This is a genomic window from Mesorhizobium sp. P2_E7 (assembly GCF_056403855.1).
Genome location: NZ_JBFUER010000002.1, coordinates 284,463 through 306,800 on the forward strand (window position 1 = coordinate 284,463; position 22,338 = coordinate 306,800).

16 protein-coding genes are annotated in these 22,338 nt (G+C 64.5%); 9 read left to right on the plus strand and 7 right to left on the minus strand.

The genetic code is table 11. The features are described from left to right. Nucleotides 1–62: 62 nt before the first annotated feature. From AC1DYC_RS18430 to AC1DYC_RS18450, 5 genes are all read left to right on the plus strand, one after another. Nucleotides 63–4,046, plus strand: coding sequence for a peptidoglycan-binding protein (locus AC1DYC_RS18430; RefSeq protein ID WP_477408763.1), 3,984 nt, complete (start codon nt 63–65; stop codon nt 4,044–4,046). 193 nt (nt 4,047–4,239) lie between these two features. Beyond that, complete coding sequence (locus AC1DYC_RS18435) at nt 4,240–5,163, plus strand: sulfite exporter TauE/SafE family protein (protein WP_477300638.1); 924 nt, start codon at nt 4,240–4,242, stop codon at nt 5,161–5,163. Beyond that, nucleotides 5,163–5,954, plus strand: a complete 792-nt coding sequence (locus AC1DYC_RS18440; RefSeq protein ID WP_477408765.1) for a TIGR02186 family protein — start codon at nt 5,163–5,165, stop codon at nt 5,952–5,954. Before AC1DYC_RS18435 ends, AC1DYC_RS18440 begins: the two co-directional genes overlap by 1 nt. Before the next feature lie 186 nt (nt 5,955–6,140). Then, nucleotides 6,141–7,397: an Hsp70 family protein gene (locus tag AC1DYC_RS18445; RefSeq protein WP_477408767.1), complete on the plus strand. Its 1,257-nt coding sequence runs from the start codon at nt 6,141–6,143 to the stop codon at nt 7,395–7,397. Nucleotides 7,398–7,855: 458 nt separating this feature from the next. Further along, nucleotides 7,856–8,359 carry a hypothetical protein gene (locus AC1DYC_RS18450; RefSeq protein WP_477408769.1) on the plus strand — a complete coding sequence of 168 codons (504 nt, stop codon included), beginning with the start codon at nt 7,856–7,858 and terminating at the stop codon, nt 8,357–8,359. Nucleotides 8,360–8,439: 80 nt separating this feature from the next. Here AC1DYC_RS18450 and AC1DYC_RS18455 read toward each other — a convergent pair whose 3' ends face one another. Next, a complete protein-coding gene (locus tag AC1DYC_RS18455) occupies nt 8,440–9,342 on the minus strand; it encodes a LysR substrate-binding domain-containing protein (RefSeq protein ID WP_477408771.1) in 903 nt (300 codons plus the stop codon). A gap of 278 nt (nt 9,343–9,620) precedes the next feature. On the opposite strand from AC1DYC_RS18455, the gene AC1DYC_RS18460 reads away from it, so the two are divergent. The 3 genes from AC1DYC_RS18460 to AC1DYC_RS18470 are packed head-to-tail and all read left to right on the plus strand — an operon-like array spanning nt 9,621 to nt 14,224. Next, the gene (locus AC1DYC_RS18460; protein WP_477408773.1) at nt 9,621–12,551 is read left to right on the plus strand and encodes a molybdopterin oxidoreductase family protein; all 2,931 of its coding nucleotides are present in this window, start codon (nt 9,621–9,623) and stop codon (nt 12,549–12,551) included. After that, on the plus strand, nt 12,548–13,282 hold the full coding sequence (locus AC1DYC_RS18465) for a 4Fe-4S dicluster domain-containing protein (protein WP_477408775.1): 735 nt from the start codon (nt 12,548–12,550) through the stop codon (nt 13,280–13,282). Before AC1DYC_RS18460 ends, AC1DYC_RS18465 begins: the two co-directional genes overlap by 4 nt. A gap of 3 nt (nt 13,283–13,285) precedes the next feature. Then, a complete protein-coding gene (locus AC1DYC_RS18470; protein ID WP_477408777.1) occupies nt 13,286–14,224 on the plus strand; it encodes a dimethyl sulfoxide reductase anchor subunit family protein in 939 nt (312 codons plus the stop codon). Nucleotides 14,225–14,231: 7 nt separating this feature from the next. On the opposite strand, the gene AC1DYC_RS18475 is transcribed toward AC1DYC_RS18470, so the two are convergent. After that, nucleotides 14,232–15,104 carry a LysR substrate-binding domain-containing protein gene (locus AC1DYC_RS18475; RefSeq protein ID WP_477408779.1) on the minus strand — a complete coding sequence of 291 codons (873 nt, stop codon included), beginning with the start codon at nt 15,102–15,104 and terminating at the stop codon, nt 14,232–14,234. A 93-nt stretch (nt 15,105–15,197) separates the two neighbouring features. Here AC1DYC_RS18475 and AC1DYC_RS18480 point away from each other — a divergent pair, with 93 nt between their 5' ends. Next, a complete protein-coding gene (locus AC1DYC_RS18480) occupies nt 15,198–16,169 on the plus strand; it encodes a quinone oxidoreductase family protein (protein WP_477408781.1) in 972 nt (323 codons plus the stop codon). A 2-nt stretch (nt 16,170–16,171) separates the two neighbouring features. On the opposite strand, the gene pdeM is transcribed toward AC1DYC_RS18480, so the two are convergent. The 5 genes from pdeM to AC1DYC_RS18505 all read right to left on the minus strand — a co-directional run bounded on the left by pdeM (nt 16,172) and on the right by AC1DYC_RS18505 (nt 22,329). After that, on the minus strand, nt 16,172–16,888 hold the full coding sequence (gene pdeM / locus AC1DYC_RS18485) for a ligase-associated DNA damage response endonuclease PdeM (RefSeq protein WP_477408783.1): 717 nt from the start codon (nt 16,886–16,888) through the stop codon (nt 16,172–16,174). Further along, nucleotides 16,885–19,431 carry a ligase-associated DNA damage response DEXH box helicase gene (locus AC1DYC_RS18490; protein WP_477408785.1) on the minus strand — a complete coding sequence of 849 codons (2,547 nt, stop codon included), beginning with the start codon at nt 19,429–19,431 and terminating at the stop codon, nt 16,885–16,887. Before AC1DYC_RS18490 ends, pdeM begins: the two co-directional genes overlap by 4 nt. Nucleotides 19,432–19,658: 227 nt before the next feature. Further along, the gene (locus AC1DYC_RS18495; RefSeq protein ID WP_477408787.1) at nt 19,659–20,519 is read right to left on the minus strand and encodes a C40 family peptidase; all 861 of its coding nucleotides are present in this window, start codon (nt 20,517–20,519) and stop codon (nt 19,659–19,661) included. A gap of 28 nt (nt 20,520–20,547) precedes the next feature. Beyond that, entirely contained in the window at nt 20,548–20,898 is a 351-nt protein-coding gene (locus tag AC1DYC_RS18500; protein WP_112393125.1) for a MarR family winged helix-turn-helix transcriptional regulator, read from the minus strand. A 69-nt stretch (nt 20,899–20,967) separates the two neighbouring features. Continuing rightward, nucleotides 20,968–22,329 (minus strand): leucyl aminopeptidase family protein, encoded by a 1,362-nt coding sequence (locus AC1DYC_RS18505; RefSeq protein ID WP_477408789.1) that lies wholly within the window; start codon nt 22,327–22,329, stop codon nt 20,968–20,970. Nucleotides 22,330–22,338: the final 9 nt, after the last annotated feature.

Below are 22,338 nucleotides of genomic sequence, written 5' to 3' on the forward strand. Positions count from 1 at the left end.
TCCCGACAGGGACTTTGGGGAAAACTGGCAGCAAGCCGGCCATTCTGAAAACGGACGCATCGATGAACAGCAAGCGGTCCTATCTCGATACACTCAATGCCGGCAGGCTGCGTAGGCCGAACACCACGCTTGATGAATTGAACCGTTCGCTGGAAACACTGGAACAGCGGCTGGAGCGCAAGCGCGAGGACGTCGGAGAGCGCATCGACCCGCGCCGGCCACCGGTCGAGCCGCGCTACGCCAGCGCCCAGCCCTACGGCCAGCCGCGCTGGTATGAGGACCCGCAGCCCGCGCCGCGGCCGAAAAGCCCGGCGCCGGCCGGCTTCGACCAGAACTATCAGGCGATCGCCCGCGACATCGACCGCGTGCGCGGCCAGGAAGACAGCGTCGCCGTGGTCGGCAAGATCGCGGGCGAATTGCGCGGCCTGCGCGAGGAATTGCGCCACCAGATGACGGTCGGCCTGCAGCGCGAATTCGGCGCCCTGCGCAAGGATATCGAGCGGGCATTCCAGGCGAACAGCCAGGCTGGTGGCCAAACCGGCAAGGGCAGCGCCGAACTCGGCCTCGAATTCGAGCGCCTGTCCGGCGCCATCCAGACGCTGGCCGAAAAGAGCGACGACAGAAGCGTCAACATGCTGCGCCTCGAGCTCGAGCAGGTGAAGACCGCGCTCGACACTTTGGCGCGCGAGGAGAGCGTGCAGAAGGTCGACAGCCGCTGGGACGATTTCGACCGGCGCTGGAGCGCATTCGAGGACCGCGTCGACGCTGACCACCGCAGCCGCGCCGACGGCCCGGGCCTGTCGGTGCTGACCGACCGGCTCGAACAGATCAGCAATGCCGTTCACAATCTGCCGGAATCGCTGTCGCTTCGCTCGATGGAAGAAAAGGTCCGCACGCTGGCCGGCGCTGTCGATCATTTCGTCAGCCAGCAGAACAACCGCGGCAGCGACACGTTCGGCCTGATCGACGAACGGCTTGACGAGATTTCGCGCGCCATCGTCGCCTCGACCGTTGCCGCGCAGGCCAATTCCATCGACCATGAGGCCTTCGACCGCATCGAGAAGCGGATCGATTCGCTGGCCCGGCAAATCGAGGAAGTGGCGCAGGATCGCCCCGGCAACGCCGTCATGGATCGGCTGGGCACATTGTCGAACCGGGTCGACGATCTCGCGGGCCGCGCCAATCTGCCGGAACAGGCAATGGAGCGCCTGGGCAAGCAGATCGCGATGATTGCCGACAAGATCGACCGCGCCCCGGCCATGCCCGACGTCGACTATATCTTCCAGGGCCTTGAACAGCGCTTCGACGTGCTGTCCGGCATGATGGAACGCCGGCAAGGCGACGCCATCGAACAGGGCAACATGCTGTTTCGCGATCTCGAGCGGCGACTGGACGAGGTCGCCGACCGGCTGGACCAGCGCCAGCCGCAAGCCGACAACGCCGAAATCATGGACGCCATCGACGCCCGCTTCACCGCGCTCGCCAAGCGCATGGAGACGCGTGTTCCCGATCCTGCCAACGAGGCGGCGATCCGCGGCCTGGAAAGCCGACTCGAAGACATTTCAAGCCGGCTGGAATCGTCGGCCGCCCAGGTCGCCGGCATCGATCCGGCGCTGATCCGCAGCCTTGAGGCTCAGGTCTCCGGCCTGTCGGCACATCTGTCGAAACCCGGAACGCCGCTGCCGGAATTCGAGGACATCAGCCCGCGCCTCAACGAAATCGAAAAGTCGCTGGCCGGCACCCGCGAGTCGATCATGGGCGCGGCACGCGAAGCAGCCGAGAGCGCCGTGCGCTCGCTGGCCGATTCCAACGCCAACACCGCGGCCGTCACCGGCCTTGCCCAGGATCTGAAGACGCTGGAAGCGCTGACGCGCCGTTCGGACGAGCGCAATTCACGGACATTCGAGGCCATTCACGACACGCTGCTCAAGATCGTCGACCGCCTGGGCTCGCTGGAGACCAGCGAACCGGTCGAGGCGGTGAGCGAACTTCTGGATACGCCGGCCGAGCCGGCACGGCGGGCCCGCGCGGCTCGCGCCTCCAAGATCGCGGTGCAGGACGCGCCGTCGATGGACATCGACCAGCCGCTGCCGCTGACCGGGGACATGGCCGACCTCGACGGTCGCGCCGCCGCCATCATGCGCAACGAACCCGATATGCGCGCCGACCCGGGTGCGCGTAGCGACCCGGGTACGCGCAGCGACCCGGTCATGCGCAGCGAGCCTGTGCGGCGCTCGCCGGCCGAGGCTGCCGCGGCCGCTGCCCAGGCAGCACTCGGTTCCGATGCGATTGCCGAGAAGAGCGAAGGCACGGCCAAGAAATCGCTGTTCGGCGGATTGGCGCGCGCCTTCAGGGGCAAGAAGCAGGCGGACATGCCGCCGCTTGCCGGTTCGACGCCCGATGTCGATATGCCGAGCGTCGATCTCGATGAGCCACTCGACCCGAAGCTCGCCAACCGGCCGCTGGAGCCAGGCTCCGGCGCGCCTGACCTCAACGCCATCATGAAGCGCGTGCGCGATGAGCGTGGCCCGCCGGCGCGTCAAAGCAGCGGCGATGCGTCGAAGTCCGACTTCATCGCAGCCGCCCGGCGCGCGGCGCAGGCAGCGGCCGCCGAGGCCGACGCGCTGAAGCGCCAGTCCACGATGAAGGGCCCGGTGAAAGCGCTGCGGATCGGCGACCTGCTCAAGGCGCGGCGCAAGCCGATCCTGATGGGCGCGATCGCGATCATGTTGGCACTTGCCGGCCTGCAGTTGGGCAAGGCCTTCTTCGCTGACCCGGTCGAGGTCGCCAGCAACGATACGTCGCCGATTGTCGCCTCGCAGCCGGTCGAGACCGCTTCCGTCAGCGCTGCCAGCCAACCCAAGGCAGACACGCAGCCGGCCGTGCAGGACGCGCCGGCCCGGATCGTCAGGCAGGCGGAACAGTCGCAGCCAGCCGCCAAGGATGACGCACCGATCGTGGCTGCTTCGACAAGTTCTGTTGGCCCTGATGTGCCAGCAGCCGAACCGGCGCCAGCGCCGATGGCTTTGGCCGATCCGTCCCCGGCGCCAAACGCAATGCTGCCGACGACCGCCATTGCGGAACCGGCGGCGGAAGCGCAGCCGGCAGCCACACCTGCCGTCATGGCGCCCTCGGAAACCACCGGCGCCGTTCCGCCGGCTGACGCCGCGGCGACGCCTGTCGTCGCCAAGATCGAGATCCCGGCGGATGCCGGTCCGCAGGCGCTGCGCGACGCGGCCGCCGGCGGCGACGCCAAGGCGCTGTTCGAGCTCGGTTCGCGCTACGCCGAATCGCGCGGCGTGAAAGAAGACATGGCGGCAGCCGCCAAATGGTACGAAAAATCGGCCGAACTCGGCTTCGCGCCGGCCGAATACCGCATCGGCAATTTCTATGAGAAGGGCATCGGTGTGGCGCGCGACATCAAGAAGGCAAAGACCTTCTACCAGCTCGCGGCCGCGCAAGGTAACGCCAGCGCCATGCACAACCTCGCCGTGCTCTTCGCCATGGCCGCGGACGGCGTGACCGACAATGAATCGGCCGCGCACTGGTTCCAGGCAGCAGCCGATGTCGGCGTCAAGGACAGCCAGTTCAATCTCGGCATCCTGGCGGCCAAGGGCGTCGGCATGAAGCAGAGCCTGGAAGAATCCTACAAGTGGTTCGCGCTCGTCGCCAAGACCGGCGACAAGGATGCGGAGGCCAAGCGCGACGAAGTCGCCAGTGCGTTGCGGCCCGAACAGCTCGAGCGGGCGCGCGCCGCCGCCGAACTGTGGAAGCCGAAGCCGCTCGACCCGGCGTCCAACTCGGCCGACATTCCTGAATCCTGGCAGGAAGGCACGCCGCAGACGACCGCCAGCGTCGATATGAAAAAGGCGGTCAAGAACATCCAGCTTATCCTCAACAAAAACGGCTACGATGCCGGCGGCGCCGATGGCGTGATGGGCGGCAAGACCAAGACCGCGATCATGGCTTTCCAGACCGACAACAAGATGCAGGCGACCGGCGAAATCGATGAAAAGCTGGTGAAGGCGCTGCTGGCGCATAAATAACGGCAGATGCGTCGCTAACGCGACGCCCTTGCCACACATTTGCCTGTTAACTGATTGAGATGTTTTTTGTTTCGGCAGGGCGGCGGGGTTTGACCCGACCGCCCCGTCGGCGCAAGGAAAAATTGGCTTTTCGGTGCAACAATGCCCGCGAATGGCTGCAATCGCCGACAGGCAAACTGATCGAGACTGACGGGTGGGCATCTATCTCCCGATCGCGGAAATTTCCGTCAACGTCTTCGTCCTGCTGGCGATGGGCGCGGCGGTGGGCTTTCTGTCGGGCATGTTCGGGGTCGGCGGTGGCTTTCTGATCACACCGCTCTTGATCTTTTACAACATCCCGCCGGCGATCGCCGTTGCCACCGGCGCCAACCAGGTCATCGCTTCCTCTTTCTCCGGCGCGCTGTCGCACATGAAGCGCGGCACGCTCGACTTCAAGCTCGGCGGGGTGTTGCTGGCCGGCGGCATTGTCGGCTCGACCGGCGGTATATTCGTCTTTGCCTTGCTGCGCCGGCTCGGCCAGCTCGATCTGTTCATTTCGCTGCTCTACGTCGTGCTGCTCGGCACCGTCGGCGGGCTGATGCTGGTCGAGAGCGTCAATGCGCTACGCGCCACGCGCAGCGGCGCCGCCCCGGTCCTGAAGAAGTCCGGCCAGCACAACTGGATCCACCGGCTGCCGCTGAAGATGCGCTTCCGGGCCTCGAAACTGTTCGTCAGCGTCATTCCGGTCCTGGGTCTCGGCGCCGGCATCGGCTTCCTGTCGTCTATCATGGGTGTCGGCGGCGGCTTCATCATGGTGCCGGCACTGATCTACCTGCTGAAAGTGCCGACCAACGTCGTTATCGGCACCTCGCTGTTCCAGATCATCTTCACCTCGGCCTACACCACGCTGGTGCACGCCACCACCAACCAGACGGTCGACGTCATGCTTGCCTTCTTGTTGATGGCGGGCGGAGTCGCCGGCGCGCAATACGGCGCCAAGGCCGGCCAGAAACTGCGCGGCGAACAGCTCAGGGCACTGCTGGCGCTGCTGGTGCTGGCGGTGGCGATCCGGCTGGCCATCGATCTCTTCGTCACGCCGCCAAACCTCTATTCGCTCACCGCGGCAGGCCTGAACTGATGCGGCGGTGGAGAATTTTTTCGACCGCCGCTTTGCTTTTCGCTCTCGCCCTGCCGGCGGCAGCACAAACGTCGAACCCGCTGCCGGAAGGCATCCAGATCGGTCTCTCCACCGACAAGGTCTCGATCACCGCCGGTTTTTCCGGCGCGGATCTCACCATTTTCGGTTCGTTGGAAAACCCCGACCCGCTGGTCGCGCGGCAGGGGCGCTATGACGTCATCGTCGTGCTCGAAGGGCCGCCGCGGCCCGTGGTGGTGCGCCGCAAGGACCGGGTGCTCGGCGTCTGGGTCAATCTGGAATCCGAGACCTTCGAGAACGTGCCGGTGTCCTATTCCGTCGCCACGACGCGGCCGCTGCAGGACATTACCGAACCCAACAGCTACAAGCAGCTGTCGCTCGGGGCATCCAACCTTTACATGCAGCCGGCCGACGCCACCGACAGCCCGGCGACGATCGAGGAATTCACCGTGGCGCTGCGCGAGCGCAAGGCGGCGACCGGCCTCTACAGCGAGAATGTCGGCGGCGTGCAGTTCCTGTCGCAGAACCTGTTCCGCGCCACGGTCCGGCTGGCGCCCAACGTTCCGGTCGGAACGCATAAAGCCCGCGCGTTCCTGTTCAAGAGCGGGTTGTTCCTCAAGGAAAGCTCGGCCCAGCTCGAAATCCGCAAATCGGGTTTCGAACAGTCGATCTTCCGCGTCGCGCACGATTATTCCTTCCTCTATGGCATCTTTGCCGTGTCGCTGGCCATGATCACCGGCTGGCTCGGCAGGCTGATCTTCCGCAAGGATTGACGCCCCCGGGGAAATGGAAGCCCATTTTCCCGTAGAAACAGGGTTCCCCTTTCGCGGTTTATGCGATAGATCGCCGCCTCCCAACCCTCGGGCAAATACGCACAATCAATTCGGCAAGCGGTCCGGACATCCGGATGACAGTGCATTTCGGCGCTGGCCGCCGCGACCCAATGACAGGAGGCTGCAATGCATCAGGCATTTGGCGGCATCGATTTCGGCACGTCCAATTCCACAGTGGGCGTGATCCGCGACGGCCAGGCACGATTGGTGGCGCTGGAAGGGGAACAGCCGACATTGCCAAGTGCTGTGTTCTTCAACTTCGAGGACGGCCACACCTATTTCGGCCGCCGCGCGATCACCGACTATACAGACGCCATCGAAGGCAGGCTGATGCGGTCGCTGAAGAGCGTGCTCGGTAGTTCGCTTGCGCATGAGAAGACGCGCATCAAGGCGCGCCAGATAGGCTTCATCGACATTGTCGGCATGTTCGTCGGCCATTTGAAGAAGCGGCTCGAGGACGACGCCGGCGCGCCGGTGGAGAGCGTTGTGCTCGGCCGTCCCGTGCAGTTCGTCGACGACGATGCGGACGCCGATGCCAAGGCGCAGGGCGAGCTTGAAAAGGCAGCGCGCGCGCAAGGCTTCAAGCACATCGCCTTCCAGTTCGAACCGATCGCGGCCGCACTCGATTACGAACAGGGCGTGGCGCGCGAGGAACTGGCGCTGATCGTCGATATGGGCGGCGGCACGTCCGACTTTTCGATCGTGCGGGTTTCGCCACAACGCGCCCGCTCAAGCGATCGCAAGGACGACATTTTGGCCAATCGCGGCATCCATATTGGCGGCACGGACTTCGACCGGCTGCTCAGCACCGCCCATGTCATGCCCAAGCTCGGCTATCTGACACCGACCAAGGACGGCAAGCGCAATCTGCCGGCCAGCTATTTCATCGACCTGGCGACGTGGCAGCGCATCAACCTGGTCTACACCGCCAAGGCGATGACGGACCTCAGGCAGATCCGCTTCGAAGCCAAGCGCGCCGACCTGGTCGAGCGCTTCATCCACATTGTCGAACATCGCTACGGCCATGCGTTGGCCGGACTGGTCGAACGAGCCAAGATCGCACTGACGGACCAGGCTTCGGCCGATGTGACGGTGGCATTGCCCGATGTGCATTTTACCGCCGAGATCACGCGAACCGGTCTGGAGGAGACGATTACCGCCGACATCGAGCGTGTGTCCGCGACAGTGCGGCAGACGATCGCCGATGCCGGCGTGAAAGCGTCCGAGATTACCGCCGTGTTCCTCACCGGCGGTTCGACCGCCATCCCGCTGGCGCGGCGGGAAATCCTGTCGCTGGTGCCGCAGGCCGCCGTCATCGAGGGTGACATGTTCGGCTCGGTCGGCCTTGGCCTGGCGCTGGATGCTCAAAGAAAGTTCGGCTGAAGCCTTCCAAGAGCGTTCAGCTTTTCACAGGGATCGCTGATCCGCTAGTCTAGCTGAAGACCGCGCCCACGGTTCGATGGGAAGAAGCAGGGTTAGGCGGCGATCGGCCGGATACCAATGAATTCCGTGCTGGCCAAGTAGAATCACTTGACCCCTTGGCATGGACGAGAACCGCCGCAGTGCTGATGCTTGCGAGGCGGCGGCGATGCGGCGCAGGGTGTCTGAAAGGATATCAGCGCCAAGCCCCTTCCCGGCATGGTTACGTCAGACCGTGGATATCGCGATGAGCCCGTAGCGGACTTGTCCAAAACGCAAACCGCAGATCTCGCACAAATTAGGCCCAATCCCGCAATCAAGTCTTATATTATTCTGCTCACAATCCAGCGATGTCGTAGCATGTCTTTTCGAGCGCAGTGAGATAACACTAGCCCGGCACAGTAACCGATGGAACCTTTCGAATGCAGGATGAGCAATGGCCGCCCGATAGTTTGATCGATATGATGATGCAGTTGAGCGATGGAGACTTCTCTGTTCTTGTTGGCGCGGTGGCGCACCGCGCTTCAATGTCAACATGGGCCGGTAGTCGCAATCACGCATTCTGGAGTGAGCTTGCAAAGCTCGGATTGTTGAAAGAGGATCCACCCATTCCCATCGAAGAACTCGCCGATGCGCGTAATTTCTCTGTCGTCAAAGGGGGTGTGCCTCGCCTCGACAAATTGCTCCGCAAACGCGTCACCTACACCATGATGCGACAATTTTTGGAGACCGAATGCGAACCATTTTCGACGAAGTTCGTTGAGCGCGTTAGGGATGCTGGAGGCGGCACTGCGGACATCATAATCTTGATGGGTGTCATCCTCACTTCTGTTCTATCGAAGAGTTTTCCGCAGCAAGATTGCGAAGAGGTGATCCAAGCCGTGGCAGACCTTGCCAGGAAGCGTTTGGCTAGGAGTAACTCTTAGAAGGATCCACTGCCGCGCGCAGCAAATGCCGCGATGCCAGGAAAATCAGAATGGCGCGCAGTGGTTTTCCTGGAGTTGCTCTAGCCCGTCGGCGATGCATCCGCCTTGCCCGTCAGATGCGCTTTGAGCGCCATCTGCGCCAGGCTCGCCTGGCGATCGCGATGGGTGATCATGGCGAAGTCGCGCTTCGGCAGTTCGAGCGGCACCGACCGGAGGCTGCCCTCGGCCACGGCGCGCCCGACGACGAGATCGGAAATGATGGTGGCGCCAGCGCCGGCCTCGACCGCCTGGCGAACCGCCTCGTTGCTTGGCAGCACCAAAAATATCTGCAGATCGGCGAGCGAAATCCCTTCGCGGCGGGCCAGATCCTCCAGCACCTCGCGCGTGCCCGAACCGCCCTCGCGAATTATCCAGCGCAGCCCCCTGATCTCGGGGCGGCCCGGCGCGATTTCGGCGATCTCGGGATGCGAGGCGGCGACGACCAGCATCAGCCTATCGACGTCGACCTTGGTGCGGCGCAGGATGTCGGACTCGGTGCGCCCTTCGACCAGGCCGAGATCGGCGGTGCCATCCAGCACATTGGCCTCCACCTGCCTGGTGTTGCCGATGCTGACGCTGAGCCGCACCGCCGGATAGGCCTCATGGAAGGACGCCAGCCGGCGCGGCAGCCAGTAGCTGGCGATGGTCAAGCTGGCGGCGATCGACAGACTGCCGGCAACAGTCTGCGAGACATGTTCCAGCACATTGCGGGCAGCGGCAGCGCGCTCCAGCACCGCCTTGGCCTCCGGCAGGAAGCGATGACCGGTCTGGGCAAGCTCGATGTTGCGGCCGACCCGGTTGAACAAATGAACGCCGTGCTGCTCTTCCAGCGCGCGGATGGCGGCCGACGCAGCCGACTGGGAGATGCCCAGGAGCTCTGCCGCCTTGGTCATGTGGCCGCGTTCGGCGACGGCGACGAAGATGCGCAACTGGTCGAGAGTCATGCGCGCATTAAGAACCAATTCCGATCGAATTTACAAGAACAACTGATTAGACGGATCGATAGCTTTATTCTACTTTTTCTGCCGAAGTTAGAAAAAATTCGCCAACAGATCGCGGCTAACAAAATGATCGGGCGGTTCAGATCCCTGCTTGCGCATTGGACCCGTGGCCTCAGGCGGCGGCTGGCCGGCGACCGTTACCATCCTGAAGAACACTATATGCGCGGCCCCGGACCGAAGACGCGGGCCAAATTCTCAGGTAGCAAAAGCACTCCCGCACCATGAACCACGGAGCGTCGCGCGGGGCCAATTCCGCACCGTCGCAACGGCCGCTTGCCGATACGCGCGCGCCGGATGAAGGCGACGGCGTCGACACATCGCCCGATGTCTCCGACAGCATCGCCAAGACCACCTGCTATATGTGCGCCTGCCGTTGCGGCATCGACGTGCACATCAAAGACGGCAAGGTTCGCTACATCAACGGCAACAAGGACCATCCGGTCAATCGTGGCGTGATCTGCGGCAAGGGCAGTTCCGGCATCATGCAGCACTACAGCCCGGCGCGGCTGAAGAAGCCGCTGCTGCGCAGCGGCCCGCGCGGCTCCGGCGAGTTTCGCGAGATCGAATGGGAAGAAGCGTTTTCGATCGCGACCGAGCGTCTGTCGAACATCCGCCGGACCGATCCCAAAAAGCTCGCCTTCTTCACCGGGCGCGACCAGTCGCAGTCGCTGACCGGCTGGTGGGCGAGCCAGTTCGGCACGCCGAACTTCGCCGCCCATGGCGGGCTCTGCTCGGTCAACATGGCGGCCGGCGGCCTCTATACGATCGGCGGCTCGTTCTGGGAGTTCGGCGAGCCCGACTGGGACAACACCAGATACTTCATGCTGTTCGGCGTCGCCGAGGACCATGATTCCAACCCGATCAAGATCGGGCTTGGCAAGCTCAAAGCGCGCGGCGCCAAGGTGGTGTCGATTAACCCCTGCCGTACTGGCTACAATGCGATTGCCGATGACTGGATTGGCATCCGGCCTGGCACCGACGGGCTGTTCGTCTTCGCGCTGATCCATGAATTGCTGAAGGCCGGCCGCGTCGACCTCGATTACCTCATCCGCTACACCAATGCGCATGTGCTGGTTGTCCAGGAACCGGGCGCTGCCGATGACGGGCTTTTCCTGCGCGACGGCGACGGCAATCCGCTGGCCTGGGACCGGGTGGCAAAAACGTCCATCAACGCTGCCGATCCAGATGCAAAGCCGGCACTGACCGGCAGCTACGTGGTTCGCGGCCGCCGCTGCGTGCCGGTGTTCCAGCTCATCGCGGATCGCTATATGGGCGAGAGCTACCGGCCCGACGCAGTCGCGGCGCAGTGCGGTATCCCGGCCGACACCATCCGCCGGATCGCCGCCGAACTCGCCCATGTCGCCTTCGAACAGACGATCGAACTGCCGGTGGCATGGACCGATTGGGCCGGGCGTCGACACGAGACGATCAAGGGACGGCCGGTGTCGATGCATGCCATGCGCGGCATCTCGGCTCACTCCAACGGTTTTCACTCCTGCCGCGCCATCCACCTGCTGCAGGTGCTGCTGGGCACGATCGACGTACCCGGCGGCTTCCGTTTCAAGCCGCCCTACCCGCGCTCGGCGCCGCCGGGACCGAAGCCGTGCGGCAAGAATGTAAGGCCGATGACGCCGCTGGACGGGACGCCGCTCGGTTTCGTCTGCGGCCCGGACGATTTGCTGGTCGACGAGGCCGGCACGCCGCTTCGCATCGACAAGGCTTATTCCTGGGATGCGCCGCTGGCCGCGCACGGGCTGATGCATACGGTCATCCGCAATGCCTGGGCCGGCGACCCGTACCCTATCGACACGCTGATGATGTACATGTCGAACATGGCGTGGAACTCCTCGATGAACACCGTCGAGACCATTGCCATGCTCACCGACCATGACGAGGCGGGCAACTACAAGATCCCTTTCATCATCTATTCCGACGCCTATTATTCCGAGACGGTGCCGTTCGCCGACCTGGTGCTGCCAGACACCACCTATCTCGAACGCCATGACTGTATCAGCCTGCTCGACCGGCCAATCAGCCATGCTGACGGCCCGGGCGACGCCATCCGTCATCCCGTCGTCGAGCCCGACCGTGACGTGCGGCCGTTCCAGTCGGTGCTGATCGAACTCGGCGCACGGCTCGGCCTGCCCTGTTTCGTCAACGAAGATGGTTCGGCGAAATACAGCGACTATGCTGACTACATCGTCAATCACGAGCGCACGCCGGGCATCGGCCCACTTGCCGGATGGCGCGGCAAGGACGGCACGTCTGTCGGCAAGGGCGAGGTCAACCCAAACCAGTTGCAGCGTTACATCGACAATGGCGGTTTCTGGCACCAGGATTTTGCCGCCGACCAGCGCTACTACAAGATGGCCAACCGCTCCTATCTCGACTTTGCGGAGCAGATGGGGCTCATCCCCAAGGCCGAGCCCATCGTCTTCCAGCTCTATTCCGAACCGATGCAGCGCTTTCGCCTCGCCGCGCGCGGCCATGGTCGCGTCCAGCCGCCCGAGAGCGAACGCCGCCGCATCGAGACCTATATGGACCCGTTGCCCTTCTGGTTTACGCCTTTCGAAGAAGCCGCTGTCGATCCGCAGAAATATCCGCTGCATGCGCTGACGCAGCGGCCGATGCACATGTATCATTCCTGGGGGTCGCAGAATGCGTGGCTGCGGCAAATCACCAGCCAGAACCGTCTGTTCGTGCACCACAAGACTGCAGCCGGCCTTGGCCTCGTGGATGACGACTGGGTGTGGATCGAAAGCATCAATGGCCGCGTGAAGGGGCAGACCAAGCTGGTCGACGGGGTCAATGCGGATACGGTGTGGACCTGGAACGCCATCGGCAAAAGGCGTGGCAGCTGGGGGCTGAAGGATGACGCCGCCGAGAGCAATCGCGGCTTCCTGCTCAACCACATTATCGGCGATCAGACCTCGGCCGACGCCAACGGCAAACGCTATTCGAATTCCGATCCGGTGACAGGACAGGCGGCGTGGTTCGACCTCAGGGTGCGCATCGTCAAATGCGCCGACGAGGAAGCCGGTTTCACCGAGCCGCAATTCGAACGTTTCAGCCAACCGCCGCGTTTCGAGCCTTCGCCCGACATCCTTCGCTACGGCGCCGAATTCCGCGCCAGCAGGGAGCCGGCCGAATGACCTGCCTTCCCGCTCAAACCGACAAGAAGCTCGGCCTCGTCATCGATCTCGACACCTGCGTCGGGTGCCAGGCCTGCGTCACTGCCTGCAAGGAATGGAACACCGGCGGCCATATGGCGCCGCTGACCGACATCGACCCCTATGGCGGCGATGTCGACGGCGTCTGGTTCAACCGCGTGCACAGCTACGAACACACGACCGAGGCAGGCGGCCGCACGGTCAACTTCCCGCGCTCCTGCCTGCATTGCGAGACGCCGGCCTGCGTCACCGTCTGCCCGACTGGCGCGTCCTACAAGCGGGCGTCGGACGGCATCGTGCTGATCGACGAAAGCAAATGCATCGGCTGCAAATTGTGCAGTTGGGCCTGTCCTTATGGCGCGCGCGAATTCGATGCCGATGTCGGCGTGATGAAGAAATGTACGCTGTGCGTTGACCGCATCTACAATGACAATCTGGCCGAGGAAGACCGCGTGCCGGCCTGCGTCGCCGCCTGCCCGACCAGCGCCAGGCATTTTGGCGATCTCGGCGATCCCGCCTCGGCGGTGTCGCAACTGGTGGCGGAGCGCGGCGGCGTCGACCTGATGCCGGAGATGGGCTACAAGCCGACCAACAAGTACCTGCCGCCGCGCGCCCACACCGAGCGTGCCGCATCGGTGCCGGCGCCAAGGCTCGAGCCGGTCAAGGCCGAAGGCGGTTTCCTCGGTTGGGTCGACCGCATGCTTTCGAACTGACCAATGCATCCAGCCTTTTCCGTCGTTTTCTTCACCACCGCCACCGGCGCCGGTTACGGCTTGCTGACGCTGCTTGGTGTGCTTGGCGGACTAGGCTTCATCCCGGCCGATTTCTGGCTGGGCCTCATCGGCATGGGGCTGGCGCTCGGCCTGATCGCCGCCGGCCTTCTGTCGTCGACCGGCCATCTCGGCCGTCCAGAACGCGCCTGGCGCGCCTTCTCGCAATGGCGCAGTTCCTGGCTGTCGCGCGAGGGCGTGTCCTCGGTCGCGACCTTCATCCCGGCCGGTCTGTTCGGCATAGGCTGGGTATTCTTCGGCCGCACCGGTGGCTGGGTGGCTGTCGCCGGGCTGCTGGCGGCCATCGGCGCGGTCGTCACCGTCTGTACCACCGGCATGATCTATGCGTCGCTGAAGCCGATCGCGCAGTGGCACAGCAACTATACGCTGCCCGGTTACCTCATCTTCTCGGCGATGACCGGCAGCGTGCTCTTCAACGCGCTGCTGCAGGCTTTCGCCAGCGGCTCGACCACCCTTGCCGCCACCGCCTTGCTGCTGACCTTGCTCGGCTGGGGCTGGAAGCTGGCGACGTGGCGCTACAATGACAGGCTGGAGATCGCGACCACCGCCAATACCGCAACAGGGCTTGCCGGAGGCATGGTGCGCTCGCTGGAATGGCCGCACACCGAAGAGAATTACCTGCTCAAGGAAATGGGCTTTCGCATCGCCCGCAAGCACGCCACCAAGCTGCGAGGGATCACGCAAGCGCTGGCTTTTGCCTTGCCGGCTCTGTTTCTGCTTGCTGTTCTATTCGCTTTGCCCTGGCCGCTCGCGGCGGTGCCGTCGGTGCTTGCGGCCATTGTCCAGTTCGTCGGCATGCTGGTCGAGCGCTGGCTGTTTTTTGCCGAGGCCAAGCACACCGTTACCCTCTATTACGGGCGGTAGCGCGCCGTCAGGCGGCCCGCGCTTCCGGCGCCGCCGGCAAGTCCTTCAGCAGGATTTCGATAGCGGCATCGACCACCGCTGTCCGTCGGTCGTGCGCATAGAGTCCGTATTGCACGATGAGCGGCTCGGGCACCGATGTCTTCAGCACGCGCATTGAGCCAGTGCGCACCGATTCCGGTGGAAGCAGTCCGACGCCCAGTCCGTTCTCGATCGCCGCCTGCAGGCCGGTGACGCTCTGGCACGACAGAACGATCCTGTGCTCCTGGCCGGCGGCAACCAGCGCCTCAATCATGCGCCTGCGCCAAGGGCAGGTTGCACCGAAGGCGACGAGATCGAGCGGCCGTTCCTGATCCAGCACATAGTCCTGGGCGCAGACCCATTGCAGCTCGACGTTCCACGTCGTCAGGGCATCGGCTGCTACGACGGATGTCGGGGCAATCATGACATCCAGTGCATCCTCACTCCACAGCCGTCCCAGCGCGACGCTGTGCTCCACGGCCGCGTCGAGGCTGATGTCGGGATAGGTGCGGTGCAGCCGTCCCAGCGCGGCCGAGAGCGCTGCGGTGGTGACTTCCTCGGCGAGGCCGATGCGCACGCCACCGCCAATGCCGGCCTGCTGCAGCCGCGCCACCGCTTCATCGCCGAGGGCCAGGATGCGGGTCGCATAGCCCAGAAAGAGCTCTCCCTCCGCGGTTGGCACGACGCCGCGGCCGGTGCGCTGGAACAGATGCCGCTGGAGCAGGCCCTCGAGCCGGCGCATCTGCATGCTCAGCGACGATTGGGTTCTGCCGGTCTGTGCGGCGACCCTGCTCAGGCTGCCTTGCCGGCAGACCGCGACATAGGTGCGAAGAAGGTCGAGGCCGATCTGCTCAGATATCATATTATTTGAACTCTGTTGTCATCGATATCAGCCTACAATGATATCGCGCCCCGCGCTATCTCCCCTCAACAGAACAGCGCAAGGAAGAAAACCATGAAAGCGATCCGCGTTCACCAGCATGGCGGGCCAGACGTGCTCACCTTCGAGGATGTCGACATCGGCCAGCCCGGACCGGGCGAGGTGCGCGTGCGCAACCGGGCGGTCGGCCTCAACTTCGTCGACATCTATTTCCGCACCGGCGAGTACGCGCCACCGACTTTGCCGTTCATCCCAGGCAATGAAGGCGCCGGCGAGATTGTCGCCGTCTGCGAAGGCGTCAGCGGCTTCGCCCCCGGCGATCGCATCGCCTATGTCGAGACGCTCGGCGCCTATGCCGAGGAACGCATCGTGCCGGCGCATTTCGTCGTGCATCTGCCCGACGCCATCGATTTCGAGACCGGTGCGGCGATGATGTTGAAAGGGCTGACGGCGCAGTATCTCCTGCGCCGCACGTTTCGTGTCGAGGCCGGCCACACCATCCTCGTACATGCCGCGGCAGGCGGTGTCGGCCTCATCCTGACGCAATGGGCCAAGTATCTCGGCGCCACCGTCATCGGCACAGTCGGTTCGCCCGAAAAGGCCGAACTCGCTCTGGCCAATGGCTGCGACCATGTCATCGACTACAGCAGGGAGGATTTTGCCGCGCGGGTGAAAGAGATCACCCACGGCGAAGGCTGTCACGTCGTCTATGACAGCGTCGGCAAGACGACCTTCCCGGCCTCGCTCGACTGCCTGCGGCCCTTCGGCACCTTCGTCAGCTTCGGCACGGCGTCGGGATCGATCCCGCCCTTCGACATCATGCTCTTGATGCAGAAGGGATCGCTGTTCGCCACCTGGCAGCTGCTGTTCCATCATCTCGCCAAACGCGAAGACGTTGTCGCCATGAGCGAGGAGCTCTTTGACGTCGTGCTCAAAGGTGCGGTGAAAATCCCGGTGCACACACGCATGCCGCTCGCCGAGGTGGCCGAGGCGCATCGCCGGCTCGAGGCAAGGCAGACGACCGGCGCAACGGTGTTGTTGCCGTAGGCTCAGCCCGGCCGCAGCATGGCGTGGGAGATGGCGAAGATGCGGTCGGCCCCGAGCATGTAGGCCATCAGCGTCTCGCGCCGGAACAAGCCGGCATAGGCGCGGTCGAGCACGTTGAGCGAACCGGTATAGGCGCCGAAGGCCGGCATGATCATGCGGCCGCCATCGCCGGCAAAGCAGCGCCGCCGCACCGAGCGGCCGCGCTGGACGATGCGGGCGCAAGGATGCAGATGGCCTGCGACTTCGCCCTCGGTCCGCACCTTGGACGGCTCATGGCGGAAGAGCAGCGAGCCGATGGCGAGTTCGCGCACCGTCTCGCCCGGCAGGTCGGCCGGCGCTTCCGGGTCATGGTTGCCGGCGACCCAGAACCAGTCGCGGCCGGCCATCAGCGCTTCCAGGCGCTCGCGGAAGGATTGATGCATGCGCTCGGCGCCGCCGCCATCATGGAAGGAATCGCCCAGGCTGATGACGATCGCAGGCTGGTAGTCGGCGATCACCGCCTGCAGCCTGAGCAAGGTGGCGCCGGTGTCGTAAGGCGGGATCAGCGCGCCGCGCCGCGCGAAGGACGAGCCTTTTTCGAGATGCAGGTCGGAGACGGCGAGCAGCCTGAGATCGGGAAAATAGAGCACGCCGCGGGGATCGCAGACCGCACGCTCGCCGGCGATGCCGACCATGTCGGCCTCGGCGATCAGTGTTGCGCGCGCCAGCGAAAAATTCATGTCACGTCAAACCCAGTTGGCCCGGCCCTTGGCCCCATGGCCTCTTCGACCAGATCGGCGGCTTCCATGAGCAGGGACTCGTTGGCGCCGCCATTGACCGATTCCCTGCCGATCTCCAGCATGACCGGCAGAGCCAGCGGCGAAATCTGGTCGAGATGCTTATGCATGATTCGACCACGCACACGCGAGAGCATCTCGCCAAGTCTGCTGACATCGAGCAGGCCGGACGACGCATCGGTGCGCGTCGCCTGCAGCAATATATGGTCGGGCTCGTGGCTGCGCAGCACGTCGTAGATCAGGTCGGCCGAGACCGTCACCTGGCGACCGCTCTTTTCCTGCCCCGGGAAACGCTTCTCGATCAGCCCGGCAATGACGGCACAGGTGCGGAAGGTGCGCTTCAGCATCCAGCTGTCGTTCAGCCAGGCTTCGAGATCGTCGCCCAGCATGTCCTCGTCGAAGAGTTGGCCGAGCGAGGGTTTCTTCGCCTTGAACAGGGCCGCCATGTCGTCGAGCGCCCAGACGGCCAGCGAATAGTCGGTGGCGACGAAACCCAGCGGCCTGGCATTGGCCCGCTCCAGCCGGCGCGTCAAAAGCATGCCTAGCGTCTGGTGCGCCAGCCTGCCCTCGAACGGATAGGCGACCATGTAATGCCGGTTGCCGCGCGGAAAGGTCTCGACCAGGAGATCGCCGCGCTTGGGCAACACCGACTTTTCCTTCTGCAGCCTGAGCCAGTCGGCAACCTGCTCGGGCAGCGCCTGCCAGCGGTCGCTGTCGGCCAGCATGCCGCGCACCTGCTCGGCGAGATAGGTCGACAGCGGAAACTTGCCGCCGGCATAGGACGGCACGATGATGTTGGCGCCGGCGCCGTTGGAGACGACGCATTCGTTCTCGCGAATGCCTTCGAAATTCAGCACCTTGCCGGCGAACAGGAAGTTGTCGCCGGGCCGCAGCGTCTCGGCGAAATACTCCTCGATCTTGCCCAGCACCGGCCCGCCGCGCCCAACCATGCCGCGGCCCTGCCGGACATAGCGGACGTTGAGCTCCGGCATTTCGACGATGGTGCCGACATTCAGCCGGTATTGTTGCGCGATGCGCGGATTGGAGACGCGCCACAGCCCGTCTTTGGTTTTACGGATGCGGGCGTAGCGCTCATAGTTCTTCAGCGCGTAGCCGCCGGTGGCGACGAAATCGACGACACGGTCGAAAGTCTCGCGCGCCAGCCCGGCATAGGGGGCCGCGCTGCGCACCTCCTCGAACAGAAGATCGGCGTCGAAAGGCGCGCCACAGGCGACGCCCAGAACATGCTGCGACAGCACGTCGAGCGCGCCATTGATCAAGGGCGGCGTGTCCTGCGCGCCGAGATAGTTGGCGTCGAGGGCCGCGCGGCATTCCAGCACCTCGAAGCGGTTGGCCGGAATGAGGATCGCCTTCGACGGCTCGTCCATGCGGTGGTTGGCGCGGCCGATGCGCTGCGCCAGCCGGCTGGCGCCCTTGGGCGCACCGACATGCACGACCAGATCGACATCGCCCCAGTCGATGCCGAGGTCGAGCGTCGATGTGGCGACGATGGCGCGCAGCGCATTGTCGGCCATCGCCTTCTCGACCCGCCGGCGCTGGCCGACATCGAGCGAGCCGTGATGCAGCGCGATCGGCAGCGAATCCTCATTCGCCCGCCACAGTTCCTGGAACAGCATCTCGGCCTGGCTGCGGGTGTTGACGAACAGCAGCGTCATGCGATGTTTCTGGATCGCCTCGTAGATCTCGGGGATGGCATAGCGCGCCGAATGGCCCGACCATGGCACACGCTCGCGCGAGTCGAGGATGGAGATGTCGGGCTTGGCCCCGCCGGAGACGGTGATCAGCCCAGCCATTTCGCCGGGTGGATTCTGCCCGACCAGCCATCGCCGCAACTCATCGGGCTCAGCCACCGTTGCCGACAGCCCGATCGTCTGCAGTTCGGGTACGTAAGTGCGCAGCCGCGCAAGGCCGAGCGCCAGAAGGTGGCCGCGTTTCGAAATCACCAGCGAATGCAATTCGTCGAGCACGACATAGCGCAGGTCCTCGAAGAAGCGCCTGGCGTCAGGGGCCGCGATCAGCAGCGCCAGCTGCTCGGGCGTGGTCAGCAGGATATCGGGAGGCGCCAGCTTCTGACGCTGGCGCTTGTGCGAGGGCGTGTCGCCGGTGCGTGTCTCGATGGTGACGGGAAGGCCGATCTCTTCCACCGGCTTGCCGAGATTGCGCTCGATGTCGACGGCCAGCGCCTTGAGCGGCGAGATGTAAAGCGTGTGGATACCGCGATGCGCTTGTCCGGGTTTGCGCCTCGGACGGTTGGCCAGTTCGGTCAGCGACGGCAGGAAGCCGGCCAGCGTCTTGCCGGCCCCGGTCGGCGCGATCAGCAGCACCGATTGCCCGGCCTGGGCTCGCGCCAAAAGCTCGATCTGATGGGCGCGCGGCGACCAGCCTTTCTCGCCGAACCATTTGATGAATGGTTCGGGCAAGGCGACGGTGGCATTGTGTTCGGCAAGGCGCGGCTGCTCGGTCACGCGAAAGAGGTAGCGCGAGCGCGCGCAATCGCCAAGGAAAATCGGAACAAAAGGTGATCGGAGCGACTCTTACCTTCTCCCCCTGTGGGAGAAGGTGGATCGGCGCGTAGCGTCGAGACGGATGAGGGGTGTTCCAGCGGAGTGAGGCGTTGGTGCCTTCTGGAACACCCCTCATCCGTCGCCTTCGGCGACACCTTCTCCCACAAGGGGAGAAGGGAAGACCAGCGTTACGGCCTCCTGAACCCCGTCGGTCCGCCGTAAAGATACCCAATGCGGTCGATCGCCTCTTTCAGCCCTTCGCGTGACACCAGCATGGTGTGGCCGTTGGCGTGGATCATCGTTTCCGTGTCGGTCATCACGGCGACGTGCCCCTTCCAGAACACCAGGTCGCCGCGCGTCAGCCCGGCATAATCCGGGCCGGGATCGAGCGGTTCGCCGAGGCCTGCTGCCTGCATGTCGGAATCGCGCAGGACATTTTGTCCGGCCATGCGCATGGCCAGCTGCACAAGGCCCGAACAGTCGATGCCGAAGCCCGACGTGCCACCCCAGAGATAGGGCGTGCCTAGAAACTGCTCGGCCACCGCGACATAGTCGGCGGCGACATCGCCGAGCGGGCGCAGATGGCTGGCGATCAGCGCTTCGCCGGAGGGCAACAGCGCATAGTGGGTGCCGCGCGTTTCGGCGGCGCCCGTGACGGTGAGCGTCGATCCCATCGACAATTGGCCGGAGATCGGGAAGCGAAGATCGGCGCCCGGATAGAGGAAGGTGCGCGGCGCCGAGACGATGTGGGTTGGCGCATGCTCGCGCGCGCCCAGCATGGTGGCGCCGACATAGCCGACATAGCCGTCGCGTTCGACCTGGACCCAGGCCCAGCCTTCGGCTTCGTCGAAGACCAGCACGTCGTCGCCAAACAGCACCTGCGTGTTGACGCCGGCGTCCGGGCGCGGCGCCTTGCGCACGTCGGCCACGGAGGCCGTGATGCGCGCCGGACGGCCGGTGACGAAGCGATCAGCCGAAACCTCGCCTTTCAGCCTGGCATCGGCGAGGTCGGAACGGAAAGCGTGAAGGCGGGCATCCCTGGCAGTCAAATCGGTAATCCAGCTAATGGGTAATCGGTCAAATGGGCAGTTCGTGCGCCCGGGCAACGATACCATCGCCGAAGCGCTCGACAAAGAGCGCGCCTTCGACGGTGCGCCTGATCAGCACGTTGCGCTTGTCGAGCTCGTCGCGATGGCGCGACACCAGCTTCAGCGCGCCCATCGTATCGAGCGCGCGGGTGATGACTGGCTTGGTGACATTGAGACGGGCTGCCAGCCCGCGTACCGTGTGCGGCGGCGGGTCGAGATAGATGGTGAACAGGATCGCCGTCTGGCGCATGGTCAGATCGGGCGCGTCGTCGCGCACCTGCGACAGCATCACCTGCTGCCACAATCGCATCGCCTGGCTCGGACGCATCGAAATCGACATCGCCCGAGCATGACGGCAAATTGTTTCGGTTCCGTTTCAGTTTGGAAGCCGAGCGTTGTGCCCGGACAGCTAGCCGAAGCGGCTCGAAATGACCCGCTCCAGCGCACGGATGCCTTGCGCCTCACCGCCGGCAGGCCCGTAGGGGCGATCGGACGGGTTCCAGGCGAAGATGTCGAGATGCGCCCAGCCCGCCGTCTTCTCGACGAAGCGCTTGAGGAACAGCGCCGCAGTGACCGAACCGGCGAAACCGTCGGTGGTGACGTTGTTGATGTCGGCGATCTTCGAAGAGAGCTTCGCGTCGTAGGGCCGCCATAGCGGCATGCGCCACAGCGGATCCTCGACGGCAGCAGAGGCCGCCGCCAGTTCGGACGCCAACGCTTCGTCGCCGGTGTAGAAAGGCGGCAGGTCCGGCCCGAGTGCGACACGCGCGGCACCGGTCAGCGTCGCCATGTCGATCAGCAGTTCAGGTTCTTCATCATCGGCCAGCGCCAGCGCATCGGCGAGCACCAGCCGCCCTTCGGCGTCGGTGTTGCCGATCTCGACGGTGATGCCCTTGCGGCTCACCAGCACATCGCCGGGCCGGAAAGCATTGCCGGCAATCGAATTCTCGACCGCCGGGATCAGGACGCGCAGCCGGACCTTCAGCCCGGCGGCCATGATCATCGAGGCAAGACCCAGCACATTGGCGGCGCCGCCCATATCCTTCTTCATCAGCAGCATGCCTGATGAGGGCTTGATGTCGAGGCCGCCCGTGTCGAAGCAGACGCCCTTGCCGACCAGCGTCACCTTCGGTGCGCCTTCCGGTCCCCAAATCATGTCGATCAGGCGTGGCGCGCCGACCGAGGCGCGGCCGACCGCATGGATCATCGGGAAGTTCTGCTTCAACAGATCATCGCCCTTGATCACCGATACTGCGGCGTTGTGTGCGGCCGCCAGGGTCCGCGCCGCCTTCTCCAGCTCGTCCGGCCCCATGTCGCTGGTCGGTGTGTTGACCAGATCGCGTGTCAGCAAGACGCCGTCGGCGATACGGCGGATACGTGCTGGGTCCACGCCGGACGGCAGCGCAAAGCGCAATGCCTTGCCTGGTTTCTTGCCGTAACGGGTGAAGACATAGCCGCCGAGAACCAAGGCGATGGCCGCGAGCTCCGGCTCGGCATGCGCCGAGGCAAGGTGCCAGTCGCCTTCCGGCAGGGCTCTCGCCAGCGCGCCGAGGGCCAGCGCGCCCTCGCCGTCACCGATGCCGAACAAGGCGCCGGCAAGCGCACCGTTTTCGCCGGGCAGAACGAGCGTCCTGCCGGCTTCGCCGGAAAAGCCATTGGCGGCCGCCCAGGCGATCGTAGAGGGCAAAAGCCCCAGGGCGTCCAGGCCATCCCTCGCGACCAGATGGACCGGCAAGGCAGTGTTCAGTGTCTCGACGAGTTCGACGGGCATTCGATAATC

Bases quoted from the DNA above. Each gene is read 5' to 3' on its own strand.
- AC1DYC_RS18465 (WP_477408775.1), top strand. From the start codon at position 12,548: ATGACCTGCCTTCCCGCTCAAACCGACAAGAAGCTCGGCCTCGTCATC.
- AC1DYC_RS18480 (WP_477408781.1), top strand. From the start codon at position 15,198: ATGAAAGCGATCCGCGTTCACCAGCATGGCGGGCCAGACGTGCTCACC.
- AC1DYC_RS18475 (WP_477408779.1), bottom strand. From the start codon at position 15,104: ATGATATCTGAGCAGATCGGCCTCGACCTTCTTCGCACCTATGTCGCG.
- AC1DYC_RS18505 (WP_477408789.1), bottom strand. From the start codon at position 22,329: ATGCCCGTCGAACTCGTCGAGACACTGAACACTGCCTTGCCGGTCCAT.
- pdeM (WP_477408783.1), bottom strand. From the start codon at position 16,888: ATGAATTTTTCGCTGGCGCGCGCAACACTGATCGCCGAGGCCGACATG.
- AC1DYC_RS18440 (WP_477408765.1), top strand. From the start codon at position 5,163: ATGCGGCGGTGGAGAATTTTTTCGACCGCCGCTTTGCTTTTCGCTCTC.
- AC1DYC_RS18445 (WP_477408767.1), top strand. From the start codon at position 6,141: ATGCATCAGGCATTTGGCGGCATCGATTTCGGCACGTCCAATTCCACA.
- AC1DYC_RS18450 (WP_477408769.1), top strand. From the start codon at position 7,856: ATGCAGGATGAGCAATGGCCGCCCGATAGTTTGATCGATATGATGATG.
- AC1DYC_RS18430 (WP_477408763.1), top strand. From the start codon at position 63: ATGAACAGCAAGCGGTCCTATCTCGATACACTCAATGCCGGCAGGCTG.
- AC1DYC_RS18455 (WP_477408771.1), bottom strand. From the start codon at position 9,342: ATGACTCTCGACCAGTTGCGCATCTTCGTCGCCGTCGCCGAACGCGGC.
- AC1DYC_RS18500 (WP_112393125.1), bottom strand. From the start codon at position 20,898: ATGTCGATTTCGATGCGTCCGAGCCAGGCGATGCGATTGTGGCAGCAG.
- AC1DYC_RS18460 (WP_477408773.1), top strand. From the start codon at position 9,621: ATGAACCACGGAGCGTCGCGCGGGGCCAATTCCGCACCGTCGCAACGG.
- AC1DYC_RS18470 (WP_477408777.1), top strand. From the start codon at position 13,286: ATGCATCCAGCCTTTTCCGTCGTTTTCTTCACCACCGCCACCGGCGCC.